Raw genomic sequence first — 15000 nt, 5'->3', positions numbered from 1 at the left:
GACGGGGAGGGAGCGTTCCAGGCGCGGGCCCGCCGGGTGAACCTGGACCTGGAGGCCCCCCACGTCGTGCTGTCGGCCCGCTGCGGCTCGCCGGAGCATCGCGGGCGCGCCGCGTTCTGGGCGGCCTCGCGCGCCGCGGTCTCGCACGGCCTGGCGGCGGCCCGCGGCGAGGAGGTCGTCCTGCTGCTGCCGGGCGACGAGCCCGGCGAGACGGCGCAGCGGGTCGCCACGGAGCTGGGAGCCGCGCTGGCGTCACCGGTCACGGTCGGCGCGGCCGGGCCGCTGCGCGATCCGGGCGGGGTCGCCGCCGCCTACCGGGAGGCGCGGCGCTGCGCCGACGCGCTGCTGGCCCTCGGCCACCGCAACGCCGGCGCGGACGCCCGCGAGCTGGGCTTCGTCGGCCTGCTGATCGGCGCGGACCGCGATGTCGCCGGTTTCCTGCGGGCGACGCTCGGCCCGGTCCTCGACTACGACGCCCGCCGGGGGACGTCCCTCGTGCGGACGGTCGAGGGCTACTTCGGCGCCGGGGGCAGCCTGTCCCGGACGGCCGAGCGCCTGCACATCCACGTCAACACGGTCAACCAGCGGCTGAACCGCGTCGGCCGCCTCCTCGGCGAGGGCTGGCAGGAACCCGGCCGGGCCCTGGAGATCCAGCTGGCGCTCCGGCTGCACCATCTCCAGAACCCCCATCTCCAGGACCCGCGGGGCTGAGCCGCTCAGACCTGCGCGTCGACGGGCCTGCTCGCCTCGGCCTCGTCGCCGGACGGGGCGGGCCCGCGCCGGAGGGCCGGCAGGTCGCGGGCCGTCCCCCAGACGCCCCGGCGGAACAGCAGCACGATCACGATGAAGATCAGGCCCGTGACGATGCCGGTCTCCTCGAAGCCGGCCGTGGCCAGGTAGTCCTGGAGCAGGACGATCAGGGCCGCGCCGATGGCACCGCCCCACAGCGTGCCGATGCCGCCGAGGATGACCATCATCACGGCCTGCCCCGAGGTCGTCCAGTAGACCCCTTCGAGCGAGGCGAAGCCGTGGCCGATGGCGAACACGCCGCCGGCCGTCCCGGCGAGCGCGGCGGACAGGATGAAGGCCAGCAGCCTGTAGCGGTCGACGGGGTAGCCGAGGGCGCGTGCGCGGGCGGGATTGTCGCGGATGGACACCAGCACCCGGCCGAACGGCGAGCGGACGATGCGCCAGGCGGCCAGCAGCCCCGCCAGCACGAACGGCAGGCCCGCGTAGTAGAAGTAGAACGGCTCGGACAGGTCGAGGCCGAACAGCTCCCGGGGGATGCCCTGCAGCCCGTTCTCCCCGCCCGTGACGTCCCGCCACTGGTTGGCGACGAAGTAGATCATCTGGGCGAAGGCCAGGGTGACCATCGCGAAGTAGATGCCGGTCAGCCGGACCGACAGGAAGCCGATGGGGAGCGCCAGCAGCGCCGCGAAGGCCGCGCCGCCCAGGATCGCGACCGGGAACGGCATCCCGGTGTGCACCGCGATGAGGCCGGTGCAGTAGGCCGAGCCGCCCCAGAACGCGGCGTGCCCGAACGACAGCAGCCCGGTGAAGCCCAGCAGCAGGTCCACCGCCGCGGCGAACAGGGCCCAGCAGGCGATGTCCATCGCCACCGGCGGGTAGATCATCCAGGGCAGGGCGAGGGCGGCGGTGAGCCCGGCCACCAGGAGCACGGTCCCGCCCCGGCCCGAGCGGGCCAGTCTGGTGAGGATCATCGGAACGCCTCCTCGCGTCCGAACAGCCCGGCCGGCCGCCACAGCAGCACGACGGCCATGAGGATGAACACGAGGGTCTGGGAGAGCGCCGGGACGTACAGGTTCCCCAGCGCCGACACGAGCCCGATGGCGAAGCCCGCGGTCACCGAGCCGAACACCGAGCCGAGGCCGCCGATCACCACGACGGCGAACACGGTGATGATCAGGTCGGCGCCCATCAGCGGGTTGATCGCCCGCATCGGCGCGGCCAGCACCCCGGCGAACGCGGCCAGCGCGACCCCGAAGCCGAACACCGGGGTCACCCACCGGCCGACGTCGACGCCCAGCCCCCGCGTCAGCTCGGGGCGTTCGGTCGACGCCCGGACGATCATCCCGACGCGGGTCCTGGTGAGGACGAGCCACACCGCGAGGCACACCACGGCCGATATCGCCAGCACGAACACCTGGTAGGCGGGATAGGTGAACAGCCCCAGGTCGATCGTGCCGTTCAGCCCGGACGGCCGCGGGTACGGCTGGGAACTGACCCCGTACTCCCGCTTCACGACGTCCTGCAGGATCAGCCCCAGCCCGAAGGTGAACAGGAGGTTGTAGAGCGGGTCCAGCGGCGTGAGCCGCCGGATGAACAACCGTTCCAGGATGACCCCGGCCACCCCGAGCAGCGGCGGCACCAGCAGCAGCGACACCCAGAAGTTCAGCCCGAACGAGTCGAGCGCGATGAACGCCCCGAACGCGCCGAGCATGTAGAACGCGCCATGGGCGAGGTTGACCACGTGCAGCATCCCGAAGATGACGGACAGGCCGAGGGCGAGCAGGGCGTAGAACGCCCCGCCCACCAGGCCGTTGAACGCCTGCTGGAGCATGCGCGGGCCGCCTCAGAGCTTGCAGGCCGCGTCGGGCTTCTGGAACGCCTCGGCCGCCGGGATCGTCTTGAGGATCTTCACGTAGTCCCACTCCTCCTCGACCTCGCTGGACGGTTTCACCTGCCCCAGGTACGCGTCGTGCAGCAGCAGGTGGTCCTGGGCGCGGATGGTGGCGTTGCGGGCGAAGACGTCCTCGAACCGGTGCCCTTCCAGCTGCCCGACCACCTCGCCGGACTCGTCGGTGCCGCCGCGCTGCACGGCCTCCAGGTACTGCAGGGCGGCCGAGTAGTTGCCGGCCATGTTCGAGGTCGGCCGCTGCCCGGCCTTCGCCTGGAACTTGTCCGCCCAGGCACGGGCCTTGCCGTCGAGGTTCCAGTACCACATGTCGGTGTAGCGGGTTCCGGCGAGGGCGTCCGGGCCGAGCGACCTGATATCGCTGATGACCAGGAGCCCGACCGCCAGGCTGACGCCCTTGTCCCTGAGCTTGTACTCGTTGTACTGCTTCACCAAGTTGATCAGGTCACCGCCGGCGTGCATGGTTCCGAGCACCTCCGGCTTCGGGTCGAGACCCGGCGCCTTGAGCAGGAACGTGGCGAAGTTGTCGTTGGGGAACTTCGTCGGATCGGTGTCGACCACACCGCCGCCGGCGGCCTCGATCGCCTTCGTGAAGGTCTTCTGCATGTCGTCCCCGAACGCGTAGTCCGGGTAGATGATGTACCAGTTCTCCGTACCGTCCCTGGTCACCTCCGTACCGGTGCCGTGGGCGAGCATGTAGCTGTTGTAGCCGTAGTGGAAGGTGTACTTGTTGCACTGCTTGCCCGTCAGCTCGGTGCTCGCGGCGCCGACGTCGATGAACACCTTCTTCTTGTTCTTGGCGATGTTGGCGACGGCGAACGCGGCGGAGGAGGTCGGCACGTCCAGGATCACGTCGGCCCGCTGCCGGTCGTAGAGCTCCTGCGCCTTGGAGTTGGCGATCTCCGGCTTGTTCTGGTGGTCGGCCGACAGGACCTCGATGCTGTCGGTCACCGCGTCGTCGCCGTACTTGGCCTTGAAGTCCGCCACCGCCATCTCCACCGCCTCGACCGACTTGCGGCCGGAGGTCTCGGCGTAGATGCCCGACTGGTCGTTCATGACGGCCAGGACGATCTTGTCGTCGCTGATCGCGCCGCCGCCGCCGGACGGCCCGCCCCCGCACGCGGCCAGCAGCAGCCCGGCGGCGGCGAGGCCGCCGGCCCAACCCGTGAGCTTCATCAGGTCTCCTCTGTCTCCAAGATCGTCTGGCTTCGAAATCGTCTGCTTCGGGGCGTCAGAGGCCGAGGTGGTTCAGATGCCGAGGTATTCGAGTAGCTCGTGCTCGCGTTCGCGGACCTGGTCGTTGCCGAGCGACTCGACGATCCGGCCCTCGGCGAGCAGATAGTGGCGGTCGGCGACGGTGACCGCGAAGTGCAGGTTCTGCTCGACCAGCAGGACGGTGACCCCTGCCGCCTTGACCTCGCGGAGGATCTCGCCGATCTGGGCGACGATCAGGGGCGACAGGCCCTCGGTGGGCTCGTCGCACAGCAGCAGCCGGGCACCCGTCCGCAGCACCCGGGCGAGCGCGAGCATCTGCTGCTCGCCGCCCGACAGCTTCGTCCCGGGGAACCTGCGCCGCTCCCGCAGCATCGGGAACGTCTCGTACACCCGCTCCAGCGACCACGGCTCCGGACCGCCCGGCCCCGCGGCCTTCCGCCTCGGCGGGAGCGTCAGGTTCTCCTCGACCGAGAGGGTGGCGTACACGCCCCGGTCGTCCGGCACGAAACCCAGGCCGCGGCGGGCCCTGCGGTGGGGGGCGAGGCCGGTGACGTCCTCGCCGGACAGCGAGATCACGCCCGTGGTCCGGCCGTACGAGGCGTGCAGTCCCATCAGGCAGCGCAGCAGCGTGGTCTTGCCCGCGCCGTTGCGGCCGGCGAGCGTGACGATCTCGCCCTCGCCGACCCGCATGGACGCCTCGCGCAGGGCCTGCGCCTCGCCGTACCACGCCGACAGGCGGTCAACTCGCAGCATGGGCGTCTCCGAGGTAGGCGGTGACGACGCGCGGGTCATGCCGGATCTCGGCGTACGGCCCCTCGGCCAGCACCGTGCCGCGCTGAAGGACGGTCACCCGGTCGGCGAGGCTGGCGACCACGTTCATGTTGTGCTCGACGAGGACGACGGTGCGGCCCGCGCGTATCCCGCGGATGAGCTCGATGGTGCGGTCCACGTCCTCCATGCCCATCCCGGCGGTCGGCTCGTCGAGCAGCAGCACCTTCGGGTCGAGCGCGAGGGCCAGCGCCAGCTCCAGCGCGCGTTTGCGCCCGTACGACAGGGAGCCCGCGGCGACGGCGTCCTGGCCGGCGAGCCCGACCTGGTCGAGCAGCTCGGCCGAGCGGCCGGCGAAGCGGTCGAGCCTGCGGTCCGAGAGCCAGAAGCGCCATCCCAGGCCGGTGCGGCTCGCCAGCGCCAGTTCCACGTGCCTGCGCGGGGTCAGCTCGGGGAACAGGCTGGTGATCTGGAACGAGCGCGCCAGCCCAAGGCGGCTGATCACCTCGGGACTGCGCCCGGCCAGCTCCTTGCCGTCCGTTCGGCCGTCCGCCAGCAGGATGCTGCCCGCGGTCGGTTTCAGGAAGCCGGTGAGCAGGTTGAAAAGGGTGGTCTTGCCGGCTCCGTTGGGGCCGACCAGCGCGTGCACGCCGCCTTCGGCCACGTCCAGGTCCACGCCGTCCACGGCCCGGAAGCCGCGGAACTCCCTGACGAGGCCCCGCGCCCTCAGCACGGGGACGTCCGCGGGGCCGCTCACCTGCCCGCCTTCGGTGGGCCCTCCTTCCATGCGCCCTCCTCACGCGTCATCGTCACCAGCGACCGGCGTGATCCGGGCCGACCCGGGACGCCGTGACCGTGAACGCTAAGTCGCCGCCCGGCCGAGCGGACAGGCGACCGAAACACACATTCGAACGGCGCGATATGAACGACTCCCACACCGCGCGTCCGGCCGGAACGGCAGATCGGGGCGGACCGGGCTACTGAGGCGGGCCGATCGAATCCCGTTGCCGGAGCCGATGGACGCATCCACCACAGGAAGCCGGTCAACAGTGGTGTCCGCCGACGTGGCCGCGCACATCGGCGGTCGCACAGCATGGCGTCCAGTTCCAGCCGTTCCCGCCCCCCAAGGGAGCCCACATGGCCATTCTCGGCAGATCATCCGTCTTCTCGGCGGCCGCGGTGACGTTCCTGGCGGCCACTCTGGTGACCGCCGTTCCGGCGGCGCAGGCCGACACCCGCTGCCTCCGCATGGACAGGGTCCACGTCCCCGGAGCGCAGCGGCTGGTCACCGCCTGCCTGGACGACCTGACCACCGCCGGCACGGTCGCGTCGGGCCACACCGACCCCGCACAGTGGACGGGACTGCACGCGGCCGCCACCCGGAACCCGAGCGGGATCCCGGGAATCCAGATCGACGGCTACTTCCGGGACGGCTCGACGCTCAACACCACCCACGGCTGGAACCACGACTCCCAGTTCGTGATCCGGCTTCCGGAGGACTGGAACGGCGGGCTCGTGGTCTCCGGGGCGCCGGGTACCCGCCGCCAGTACGCCAACGACTTCACCATCTCCGACTGGGTGCTGGCCAAGGGGTACGCGTTCGCCTCGACCGACAAGGGCAACAACGGGAACGAGTTCTACACGGACGGCAGGCGTCCCGGGGACGCCATCCGGGAGTGGTACCACCGGATGACCCAGCTCACCGTGGCCGCCAAGGCGACCGTGGCCCGCCACTACAGAAGGGCCCCGCGCAGGACGTACGCGGCGGGCATCTCCAACGGCGGCCAGCTGGTGCGCTGGGCGCTGGAGAACCACCCGGAGCTGTACGACGGCGGCATCGACAGCGAAGGCACGTACTGGCCGCGCGACGACGGACCGAACGCGCTGACCTACCTCCCGGCGGCCCTGCGCAACTACCCCGAGTACAAGGCGACCGGCGACCGCCGGGCGCACGCCGCGATGCTGAGGGCAGGCTTCGCCCGGGGTTCGGAGTTCCTGTGGGACTTCAACTACACGAACATCTGGGACAACACGCAGCGCATATACCGCGAGGAGGTCGACCCGTCCTACGACGGCGACCTGGAGGCGGGCATCCCGTACTGCGAGAGCGGCACGCCCGGCTGCGACACCGACTACCGCTACCGGTCACGTCCCCGGAGCGTGCACCGCACGGTGAAGGCGCTCGGCCACAGCGGCCGCATCGGAAAGCCGATGATCACGGTGCACGGGACGCTGGACACCCTCCTGCCGATCAAGGTCCACAGCGACGCGTACGCCGGGAAGATCCGTGAGCGGGGCCGCGGCGGGCTGCACCGCTACTACCGCATCGAGGGGGCCTCGCACCTGGATCTGGAATACGACCTGTTCCCGGACCGGATGCGGCCGCTGCTGCCCTGCATGCGGACGGCGTTCGAGGCCCTCGAACGCTGGACGGCCCCGCGCGGCGGCGACGCACCCCCGCCCAGCGCCACCGTCCCCCGCCAGACCTCCGGTGACGTGGCCAACTCCTGCTCCATCGGCTGAGTCGTCCCGTTACCCGGTCCGAGTGTGCGCGCGCTGCTGAGCGCGCTGCTCCTCACCCCGGGCGACATCGTGGGCGAGGACCGGCTGCTCACCCTGGCCTGGGGCGCGGACAAGGGCAGCCGCCGCGCGCTCCAGTGCGCCGTGACCCGGCTCCGGACGTGGCTGCGCACCGCCGTGGGGCCGGGCGTCCGGCTCGAGCACGCGGGGTCGGGCTACCGGCTCGCGGTGCCGGACGCGCTCGCCCGCGCCCTCCTGCGCGACCGGACCGACCTGCTCATCCTGGACGAGCCGAGCGCGGGCCTGGACGCCGAGGCCGAACTGCCGCCGGTGACACCGGCGCCCGCTCCGTCGGCCGACTCCATCGGCTGACCGGTCTGCGGCACGGCGGTGGATCTCACCCGCGCCCGCGGCCTTGCCGATCGGTCATGCCCGATCGGTCGTGGGCCGTCCGGCCCGGGGCGTCACGCCGTGCTCGCGCCGGGGATGCGGCGGGACGACTGGGTGGGCAGGTCCGCGTAGGTGACTATGCCGGGGCGCGCGGCGCACACGGCGGGGATGGCGTTCACGACGGGCATCGCGGTGATGACCGAGCCGATGGCGAGCATGTCCTCCATGCTCATCGACGTGAAGTCCTGAGGCAGGACCTCCACACGCAGGTTGACCTGCGGGTGGCCGCGTACCTCGATGAGGTAGGCCATGGCGATCTCCCACGCGGGGTCGAGTTCCCCCGTCACCGTCCAGCGGACGTGCGCCTCCACGACGTCCGCGCCGGCGGAGACACCGAACCACCTGACGTCCAGCCCGGCGACGGTTCCGCTCCGGACCGGGCGCCCGGGGATGTCCAGGTCCTTCGTCGCGTGGGCGAAGCCGACCTCGCAGCGGACGTCGTCGATCGCGGTGCCGAGCAGTTCGGCGAGGGCCTCGACGGCGTCGCCGAAGGGGGCCGTCGCCTTTCTGACGTCGTCGGCGTGCCCGGGATCTCCCGCCGGACGGCCCCAGCCCAGCCCGTCCTGGTTAGCGTCCCCCGCCCACATGCCGATGTCGAACGACTCGATGACTTTGACGTAGTCGACCTGGCGGCACACCCCGGACGCGACCGCGGCCAGCTGGTCGGCGTAGCCGGGGTTGACGCCGCTGCCGAACAGGCTGGCGCCCCCCGCGCGGGCGGCCCCGTCGAGGGCCGCGCGGGCCGGTTCACCGTAGGCGCGCCCGGTGAGGAACGAAGCCGTCGTGAGGACGTTGACACCCGCCCGCAGCAGCCGTTCCAGATGCCCTACGTCGGGATGGAGCGGCATGTAGAGGACGCAGTCCGGAGCGAGCCCGATGATCGCCTCGATGTCGTCGGTGGCGAGGACGCCGAGCGGGCGGCCGAGGCCGGCCAGCTCACCGGCGTCCCGGCCCGCCTTCTCCTTGCCGAAGGCGTAGACGCCGACGAGTTCCAGATCGGGACGCTCGGCGATGGCCGCGATCGACTGGCGCCCGACGTTGCCGGTCGTCCACTGGACCACGCGAATGGGTCGGTCGGACGTGCGTTCCACTGTGCCTCCCAGTTGCGGGATCGCCCCGAAGAGCGGTGTCCCGACACTAAGCCTGAATTTTGACCATGGTCAACATTTTTCGGGAGTCGGTGAGGCCGGTATTCTGCGCGATGTGATGGACGAATCGGCGGCATCGCACGGCGGGGCTCGTGCTGACCAAGGTCAGCGCCGGACGAATCTGACACAGCCGCGCTCGCGGGAGACCAGGCGCGCGCTGGTGCACGCCGCGATCGCGCTGTGGCGGACGAAGGGGTACGCCGACACCACCGTGGCCGACATCTGCAAGGCCGCCGGGGTCTCCAAGGCGCTGTTCTACTTCTACTTCCCGCGCAAGGAGGACGCCCTTCTGGAGGCCGGGTTCCTGTCCGTCCGGGAGGCGCGGGAGAAGTGGCGTGAGCTCGTCGCCCGGCCCTACGACCTGCCGGACGTGATCGTCGCGGTCCTGGCCACGCTGGAGCGGACGATGCGCCGCAACCCTCCGCAACTGATCATCGAGGTCACCCTGGAGGGCCACCGGGCTGAGCAGCGGGCTCTGGCGGAGGGCCGCTCGGACGACCACCACGCGAGCAGGTTCCTGTTGCTCGAACTGCTCGAGCGTGCCAGGGCGGACGGCAAACTCCCATCCGGCATGGACGTACTGCACGTGGCGCGGGGTGCCCAGGCACTCCTGGAGAGCGGCACCCGGCACTGGGCCGCCGGCGAGTACGGCGACCGCGGCTTCGCCGAGGTGGTGGGCCGCGACATCACGGCCTTCGTCACCGGCCACACCCGGCTGGCCGACGGCGAACCGCGAACCTAGCTCGCCGCGCCCGAACCTCCCGTCCGTACATCTCAGAGAAAAAGTTCCGTGGTCGTGTCGATCGGCGTCGCCGGCCGTTCGACCTAGGGGTAGAGGCTCCGGAGAGGGGCCCGGACCACCGAGGGAGACGGAACCATGAAGTACATGCTGATCATGCGCGCCAGCGACGAGGCCTTCGCGGGGATGGGCGAGATCGACTTCACCGAGATGCTCGCGACCATCGGCGAGTACAACCAGGAGATGATCGAGGCCGGAGTGCTGCTGGCCGCGGAGGGGCTCGACGACGCCGCCGAGGGCGTGGTCGTCGACTACTCCGCCGACCCGCCCGTGGTAACCGACGGCCCGTACGGCGAGACCAAGGAGCTGTTCGGCGGGTTCTACATCCTCAACGTGGCCTCCAAGGAGGAGGCCGTCGAGTGGGCCAAGCGGTCGCCGATGGCCGGGCCGGGCTTCAAGACCGAGATCCGCCGCGTCACCACGATCGACGAGTTCCCGCAGGACAACGAGTGGATCAAGAAGGAGCGGGCGTGGCGCGAGGCGACCGGGCAGCTCTGAGCGGAGCGAACGGATGACTCTGAGCGGAGCGAACGGATGACTCTGAGCGGAGCGAACGGATGACTCCGAGCGGGACGGGGCGGCATGGGCGATCACAGCGGGCGTGAGGCCGTCGCCGCCGTCTGGCGGATCGAGTCCGCGCGGATCGTCGGTGCGCTCGCGCGCTACACCGGCGACTTCGCGCTGGCCGAGGACCTCGCGCAGGAGGCGCTGGCCGAGGCGCTGGTGACCTGGCCGCGCGACGGCGTCCCCCGCAACCGGGCGGGATGGTTGCTCACCGTCGGCCGGCGGCGCGCGATCGACGCGTTCCGGCGGCGTTCGGTCCGCGACGACAGGTACGCCGCTCTCGCCCGCGACCTGGGCGAGGGCGGCGTCGCCTCGGGCAGCGCGCCCGCCGATCCGGTCAGGGAGGCCGAGGACGTGCTGTGGGACCCGGACCAGATCGACGACGACATGCTCGCGCTGATGTTCATCTCGTGCCATCCCGTGCTGTCGCGGGAGGCGCGGGTGGCGCTCACGCTGCGGGTGGTGGGCGGCCTGACCAGCGACGAGATCGCCAAGGCGTTCCTGGTGCCGACCGCCACCGTGCAGGCCCGCATCACCCGGGCCAAGAAGACCCTGGAGGCGGCGCGGGTGCCGTTCGAGGTCCCGGTGGGCCGGGACAGGAGCGAACGGCTCGGCTCGGTGCTCAGCGCGATCTACCTGATCTTCACCGAAGGGTCCTCGGCCAGTTCCGGCCATGACCTGATCCGGTTCGATCTCGCCGCCGAGGCGCAGCGCCTCGCCCGCGTGGTGGCCCGGCTGATGCCGGACGAGCCGGAGGTCCACGGGCTGCTGGCGCTGCTGGAGCTGACCGCGGCCCGGTTCCCCGCCCGCACCGGGCGGGACGGCGAGCCGGTGCTGCTGGAGCACCAGGACCGCGGACGCTGGGACCGCTCCGCGATCCGCCGCGGCCGGGCCGCCCTGGCCCGCGCGGAGCAGGCCGGCCGGGGTCTGGGCGCCTACGGCCTGCAGGCGGCGATCGCCGAATGCCACGCCGCCGCGCCGTCGGTCGAGGCGACGAACTGGGAGCGCATCGTCCTCATCTACGAGGCGCTGGGCCGGCTCGCCCCGTCCCCGGTCGTCGAACTCAACCGCGCGGTGGCGGTCTCCATGGCGCAAGGACCGGCGGCCGCGCTGCCGATCGTGGACGGGCTCGTGGCCGGGGACGCGTTGCCGGACTCGCATCTGCTGCCCAGCGTCCGCGGGGAGCTCCTCACCCGCCTGGGACGCACCGGCGAGGCGCGCGCCGAACTGGAACACGCCCTGCGGGCCGCCGCCAACGAGCGCGAGCGGGCGGTGCTGAGACCCAAGCTCGACGCCCTCGGCTGAACGGGTAACGATCTTGCCGGGAGCGGCTGGGCCCCCGAGACTGGATGCCGGTCCGAGGCGCCCCCCGAAGGAGAAGAACCGAGCGTGCCCTCCAAGCTCTCTGGTCTCCGTACCGTCGCGGGTCGAGTCCGGGCCCTGACCGCCCTGGCGGCGGTGGCGCTCACCGTGCTGTTCACCGTGCTGACGGTGGGCGCCGGTGACGCCCGCGAAGGGCTGGACGCGGTGGGCCACCGCGAGGGCCCCATGGTGGTGGCCACCGCCGACATGTACCTCGCGCTCAGCGACATGGACGCGCAGGTGACCGGCGTGCTGCTGGCCGGGGGCGAGGAGGGCTGGCTGTGCGACCCCGGCGCGGAGGGCTCGGACTGCGAGCGCGGCAGCCCCAGGTACGTCTACGACATCCGCCGGGAGGACGCGCAGCGGGCCGCGCTGGAGGCCGCGCGGCTGACGCGGGGCGACCCGGTGCGCGGGCAGACCGTGCAGTCGGTCCTGGACGGGCTGCACGCCTACGACCAGCAGGTTCAGGCGGCCATGGAGGCCGGGCGGCGGGAGGGCCGTCCCGCGGTGGCGCTGGGGCGGGACGCCGTCCAGAAGTACCGGGCGGCGAACGCGCTGATGACGGGGAACCTGCTGCCGAAGGCGTACAACCTGACCCTGGACGGTACGGCCGACGTCGACGCGGCCTACCGGGAGAAGCACGCCGCCGTGGAGGCGGGATGGCTCCGGGTGGTGGGGGCCGGGCTGGCGCTCATGGCCGCGCTGGGGGCACTGCAGATCTTCCTGGCCCGGCGCTTCAGGCGCCTGCTCAGCGTGCCGCTCGCCGCCGCGCTCGCCGGGACGCTGGCGCTGACCGTGTCGGGAGCGTCGCTGCTGGCCACCGAGGCGGACCACATGCGGGCCGTCAAGACCGCGGGATTCGACCCCGTCCTGCAGCTCACCCGCGCGAGGGCGATCGCCCAGGGCCTGCACACCGACCGGGGACGGCTGCTCCTGGACCCGGCCGACACCGACCGCTACGACCAGATGTACCTGGAGAAGTCCCAGAAGCTCCTGTACATACCGGGGGCGACGAGGCCGGAGACCTACATCGACGAGCTGGGCAGCCGGTTGGGCACGGACGAACGCGGCCCGGACGTCGGCGGGCTCTTCGGTTCCCGGAACGGAGCGTGGGTGGACTGGGACGCCGAGGGCGGCAGGGACGAACTGCTGAAGGGCTACCACACCTACCAGACGACGGCATGGATGATCCCGACGGTGGCGGAGGACGGCGCCCAGCGCGGCCTCCGGGCCCACATGGAGCCGCGCTGGCCGTACCTGCCCAATGTCTACTTCCGGCACCTCGACGAGGACTTCGACGCCCGGATCAGCCACCACGAGTTCCTCAAGGGCCGGGCCGTCGCCGGCGGCGACCGGGCCCTGGAGCCGTGGACGTGGCTGCCCGCCGCCGCGACGCTGGCGATCGCGGCCCTCATCGTGGCCGGGGTCTGGCCGCGCCTGTCGGAATACCGCTGAGACACCGAGAACCGGGAGCCGACCGTGCACGCCCCCCGAAGCGACCTTTCCCGCGACACCACGGCCGTTCTCGCCGTCCTGGCCGCCCTGGTCCTGGTGACGGCCCTGGTGGCCGCCCCGCTGGTGCACGGGGCCGACGAGGGACCGTCGATCACCGGCCAGGACGAACTCGTGATCGGCGTCAAGGACGACCAGCCGGGCCTGTCCCTGCGGACCGCGGAGGACGAGCTGGAGGGTTTCGACGTCGACGTCGCGACCTACGTCGCCGGCCGCCTCGGAGTCCCGCCGGACGAGCTGACCCTCCGGCCGATCTCCACGGACGAACGTGAGAACGCGCTCAAGGACGGCAAGGTCGACCTGGTGGTCGCGACCTACTCCATCACCCCGGAGCGCAAGGAAGAGGTCACCTTCGCCGGGCCGTACTACGTCGCGCACCAGGACATCCTCGTCCGGCAGGGAGAACGCTCCATCAGGAAGGTGCGCGACCTTGAGGGCAAGAGGCTCTGCCAGGTGCCCGGGTCCAACTCCTGGCGGCGGGTGACCGAGCAGCTGAGGGTGGACGCCACGCTGGTCAAGGCGGGCTCCTACAGCGAGTGCGTCAAGGCGCTGACAGGCGGGCGCCTGGACGCGGTGTCCACCGACGACCTGATCCTCGCCGGGTTCGCGGCCGCCACCGGCGCCGGCGTCAGCGCCGGTGTGAGCATGGTCAACGCGCCGTTCTCCGACGAGCGCTACGGCATCGGCCTGCGCAAGGGCGACCTGGAGGGCTGCAAGGCCGTCAACCGGATCCTGACCGGGATGTACCAGAACGGGACGGCCGAGACCCTGCTCGGCCGTTGGTTCGCGGCCCCCGGCTTCGAGGTCACCACCACCGTCCCCCAGTTCGAGGGCTGCTCCTGACCCGCCCCTCCCTGCACACGCCCGGGCCCGCGCACGCCCGGCCCCGCGCGCCCGCTCAGTCGGAGGCGAGGGAGCGGGCGTGGGCGTCGAGGACGTGGGTGAGCAGGGCCGGGGCGCGCGTGCCGCCCGCGGTGTCCGGGAGGGTCTCCGGGGTGAGAGTCCAGTCGGTGCCCACCCACGAGTCGGCTATGGCGCCCTCGCTGGAGGAGAGGTTGTTGCAGGACTGCCGGACCCGCATGACGCGCACCGACTCGTCCGCCGGCGTGTCGGTCTCCACCAGCAGCACCGGGACTCCGACCAGCGGGCCGTCCTCGACCAGGCGCAGGATCTGGTGCGCGTCCTCCCCCGCGAGCGCGGCGCCCGCGTCGAGGATCACGACCAGCCGCACCGGCGGGCCGCCGGCCGCCGCGGGCAGGTCGCTGTCCTGGCCGCCGATCCGGCGCAGGTCCACCAGGTCGAGCAGGCGCCGGAGCCGCTCGGCCGCCGCCGGCCCGGTCGCCACCCCGCCGCCCAGCAGCTGCACGCTGGTCATCGGGTCGAACCCCTGCAGCCAGCCGGCGCCCGACAGGCCCGCGGCGTCGATCACCTCCAGCCCGGCCAGGCCGGGCGGGACGGCGGCCAGGAAACGGGTGGCCAGCGACCAGGCGAAGGCGGCCGAGTCGCCGGGCACCGTGCCCGACGAGAGCCACACGCCGCGCCGCCAGGGCACCCGCAGGACGAGCGGGATCCGCAGCTCGGGCAGCTCGGCGGTGGACAGCCGGCCCACCAGCACCCCCTCGGCCAGGTCGGTGCGCGGCCGCCAGGTCAGCCAGGACGGCGCGTCGAACGGGGCGACCTCCGCGGTGACATGCGGCTCCACCCGGGTCAGCTCGTCGCGCAGCTGCCCGGCGTCGGCGCGCAGGCGGTCGTTGGCCGCCGCCATCAGCTGGTCGAAGCGCCCGCGCGGCACCCGCCCGGCGATCTCCTCGTTGCGGAGCGTCAGCGCGTGCTCGGTGGCGGAGCGGAAGGAGGCCAGCGACCGGCTGGCGTCCTCCCAGACCAGCCAGCAGCGTTCGAGGTATCCGACCTCGGAGGTGGACGGCGCCTGCGGGGCGGGCGCCGGCCGCGGCTCCGGGACCCCCTGCGCGGGCGGGGGAGCCGGCTGTGCGGGCGGGGGGACCGGC

Annotated in this window: 15 protein-coding genes; 8 read left to right on the top strand and 7 right to left on the bottom strand. The window is 72.2% G+C overall.

Annotated elements, in window-relative coordinates:
* Nucleotides 1-711, top strand: a 711-nt coding sequence (locus E1285_RS36250) for a helix-turn-helix domain-containing protein (RefSeq protein WP_132159111.1), incomplete at its 5' end; no start/stop codon positions are given.
* Nucleotides 712-716: 5 nt separating this feature from the next.
* Here E1285_RS36250 and E1285_RS36245 read toward each other — a convergent pair.
* The 5 genes from E1285_RS36245 to E1285_RS36225 form a co-directional block, all read right to left on the bottom strand.
* Nucleotides 717-1721 (bottom strand): branched-chain amino acid ABC transporter permease, encoded by a 1005-nt coding sequence (locus E1285_RS36245; protein WP_132159110.1) that lies wholly within the window; start codon nucleotides 1719-1721, stop codon nucleotides 717-719.
* Entirely contained in the window at nucleotides 1718-2581 is an 864-nt protein-coding gene (locus E1285_RS36240; RefSeq protein ID WP_132159109.1) for a branched-chain amino acid ABC transporter permease, read from the bottom strand. The genes E1285_RS36245 and E1285_RS36240 overlap by 4 nt, the downstream gene beginning before the upstream one ends.
* A gap of 12 nt (nucleotides 2582-2593) precedes the next feature.
* On the bottom strand, nucleotides 2594-3832 hold the full coding sequence (locus E1285_RS36235; RefSeq protein ID WP_132159108.1) for an ABC transporter substrate-binding protein: 1239 nt from the start codon (nucleotides 3830-3832) through the stop codon (nucleotides 2594-2596).
* A 72-nt stretch (nucleotides 3833-3904) separates the two neighbouring features.
* On the bottom strand, nucleotides 3905-4624 hold the full coding sequence (locus E1285_RS36230; protein ID WP_132159107.1) for an ABC transporter ATP-binding protein: 720 nt from the start codon (nucleotides 4622-4624) through the stop codon (nucleotides 3905-3907).
* The gene (locus E1285_RS36225) at nucleotides 4611-5426 is read right to left on the bottom strand and encodes an ABC transporter ATP-binding protein (protein WP_132159106.1); all 816 of its coding nucleotides are present in this window, start codon (nucleotides 5424-5426) and stop codon (nucleotides 4611-4613) included. Before E1285_RS36225 ends, E1285_RS36230 begins: the two co-directional genes overlap by 14 nt.
* 350 nt (nucleotides 5427-5776) lie before the next feature.
* Between E1285_RS36225 and E1285_RS36220 the strand changes: the two genes are divergently transcribed.
* Both E1285_RS36220 and E1285_RS36215 read left to right on the top strand, forming a co-directional pair.
* The gene (locus tag E1285_RS36220; protein WP_132159105.1) at nucleotides 5777-7162 is read left to right on the top strand and encodes a tannase/feruloyl esterase family alpha/beta hydrolase; all 1386 of its coding nucleotides are present in this window, start codon (nucleotides 5777-5779) and stop codon (nucleotides 7160-7162) included.
* 24 nt (nucleotides 7163-7186) lie between these two features.
* Nucleotides 7187-7531 (top strand): winged helix-turn-helix domain-containing protein, encoded by a 345-nt coding sequence (locus E1285_RS36215; RefSeq protein WP_132159104.1) that lies wholly within the window; start codon nucleotides 7187-7189, stop codon nucleotides 7529-7531.
* Between the two features lie 92 nt (nucleotides 7532-7623).
* On the opposite strand, the gene E1285_RS36210 is transcribed toward E1285_RS36215, so the two are convergent.
* Nucleotides 7624-8700, bottom strand: coding sequence for a dihydrodipicolinate reductase (locus tag E1285_RS36210; RefSeq protein WP_132159103.1), 1077 nt, complete (start codon nucleotides 8698-8700; stop codon nucleotides 7624-7626).
* 217 nt (nucleotides 8701-8917) lie between these two features.
* Here E1285_RS36210 and E1285_RS36205 point away from each other — a divergent pair, with 217 nt between their 5' ends.
* The 5 genes from E1285_RS36205 (at nucleotide 8918) to E1285_RS36185 (ending at nucleotide 13837) form a co-directional block, all read left to right on the top strand.
* Nucleotides 8918-9499 (top strand): TetR/AcrR family transcriptional regulator, encoded by a 582-nt coding sequence (locus E1285_RS36205; protein WP_207947082.1) that lies wholly within the window; start codon nucleotides 8918-8920, stop codon nucleotides 9497-9499.
* Between the two features lie 135 nt (nucleotides 9500-9634).
* Nucleotides 9635-10054 carry a YciI family protein gene (locus E1285_RS36200; protein WP_132159101.1) on the top strand — a complete coding sequence of 140 codons (420 nt, stop codon included), beginning with the start codon at nucleotides 9635-9637 and terminating at the stop codon, nucleotides 10052-10054.
* Nucleotides 10055-10138: 84 nt separating this feature from the next.
* Entirely contained in the window at nucleotides 10139-11425 is a 1287-nt protein-coding gene (locus E1285_RS36195) for a DUF6596 domain-containing protein (protein ID WP_132159100.1), read from the top strand.
* Between the two features lie 84 nt (nucleotides 11426-11509).
* Nucleotides 11510-12937, top strand: coding sequence for a hypothetical protein (locus tag E1285_RS36190; protein ID WP_132159099.1), 1428 nt, complete (start codon nucleotides 11510-11512; stop codon nucleotides 12935-12937).
* Nucleotides 12938-12961: 24 nt separating this feature from the next.
* Complete coding sequence (locus E1285_RS36185) at nucleotides 12962-13837, top strand: glutamate ABC transporter substrate-binding protein (RefSeq protein WP_243723284.1); 876 nt, start codon at nucleotides 12962-12964, stop codon at nucleotides 13835-13837.
* 55 nt (nucleotides 13838-13892) lie between these two features.
* On the opposite strand, the gene E1285_RS36180 is transcribed toward E1285_RS36185, so the two are convergent.
* The coding region (locus E1285_RS36180) for a stress protein (RefSeq protein WP_132159098.1) at nucleotides 13893-15000 on the bottom strand (1108 nt) is incomplete at its 5' end.

Origin of the sequence: Actinomadura sp. 7K507, assembly GCF_004348425.1 — a bacterium.
In the GTDB taxonomy this organism is placed as follows: Bacteria; Actinomycetota; Actinomycetes; order Streptosporangiales; family Streptosporangiaceae; genus Spirillospora.
Note: the sequence above shows the minus strand (reverse complement) of the source record. Positions and strands in the feature narration are given on the sequence as shown.

Excerpts from the sequence above, each read along its gene's own strand:
- E1285_RS36240 (WP_132159109.1), bottom strand. The coding sequence starts at position 2,581 with ATGCTCCAGCAGGCGTTCAACGGCCTGGTGGGCGGGGCGTTCTACGCC.
- E1285_RS36200 (WP_132159101.1), top strand. The coding sequence starts at position 9,635 with ATGAAGTACATGCTGATCATGCGCGCCAGCGACGAGGCCTTCGCGGGG.
- E1285_RS36220 (WP_132159105.1), top strand. The coding sequence starts at position 5,777 with ATGGCCATTCTCGGCAGATCATCCGTCTTCTCGGCGGCCGCGGTGACG.
- E1285_RS36195 (WP_132159100.1), top strand. The coding sequence starts at position 10,139 with ATGGGCGATCACAGCGGGCGTGAGGCCGTCGCCGCCGTCTGGCGGATC.
- E1285_RS36235 (WP_132159108.1), bottom strand. The coding sequence starts at position 3,832 with ATGAAGCTCACGGGTTGGGCCGGCGGCCTCGCCGCCGCCGGGCTGCTG.
- E1285_RS36230 (WP_132159107.1), bottom strand. The coding sequence starts at position 4,624 with ATGCTGCGAGTTGACCGCCTGTCGGCGTGGTACGGCGAGGCGCAGGCC.
- E1285_RS36245 (WP_132159110.1), bottom strand. The coding sequence starts at position 1,721 with ATGATCCTCACCAGACTGGCCCGCTCGGGCCGGGGCGGGACCGTGCTC.
- E1285_RS36225 (WP_132159106.1), bottom strand. The coding sequence starts at position 5,426 with ATGGAAGGAGGGCCCACCGAAGGCGGGCAGGTGAGCGGCCCCGCGGAC.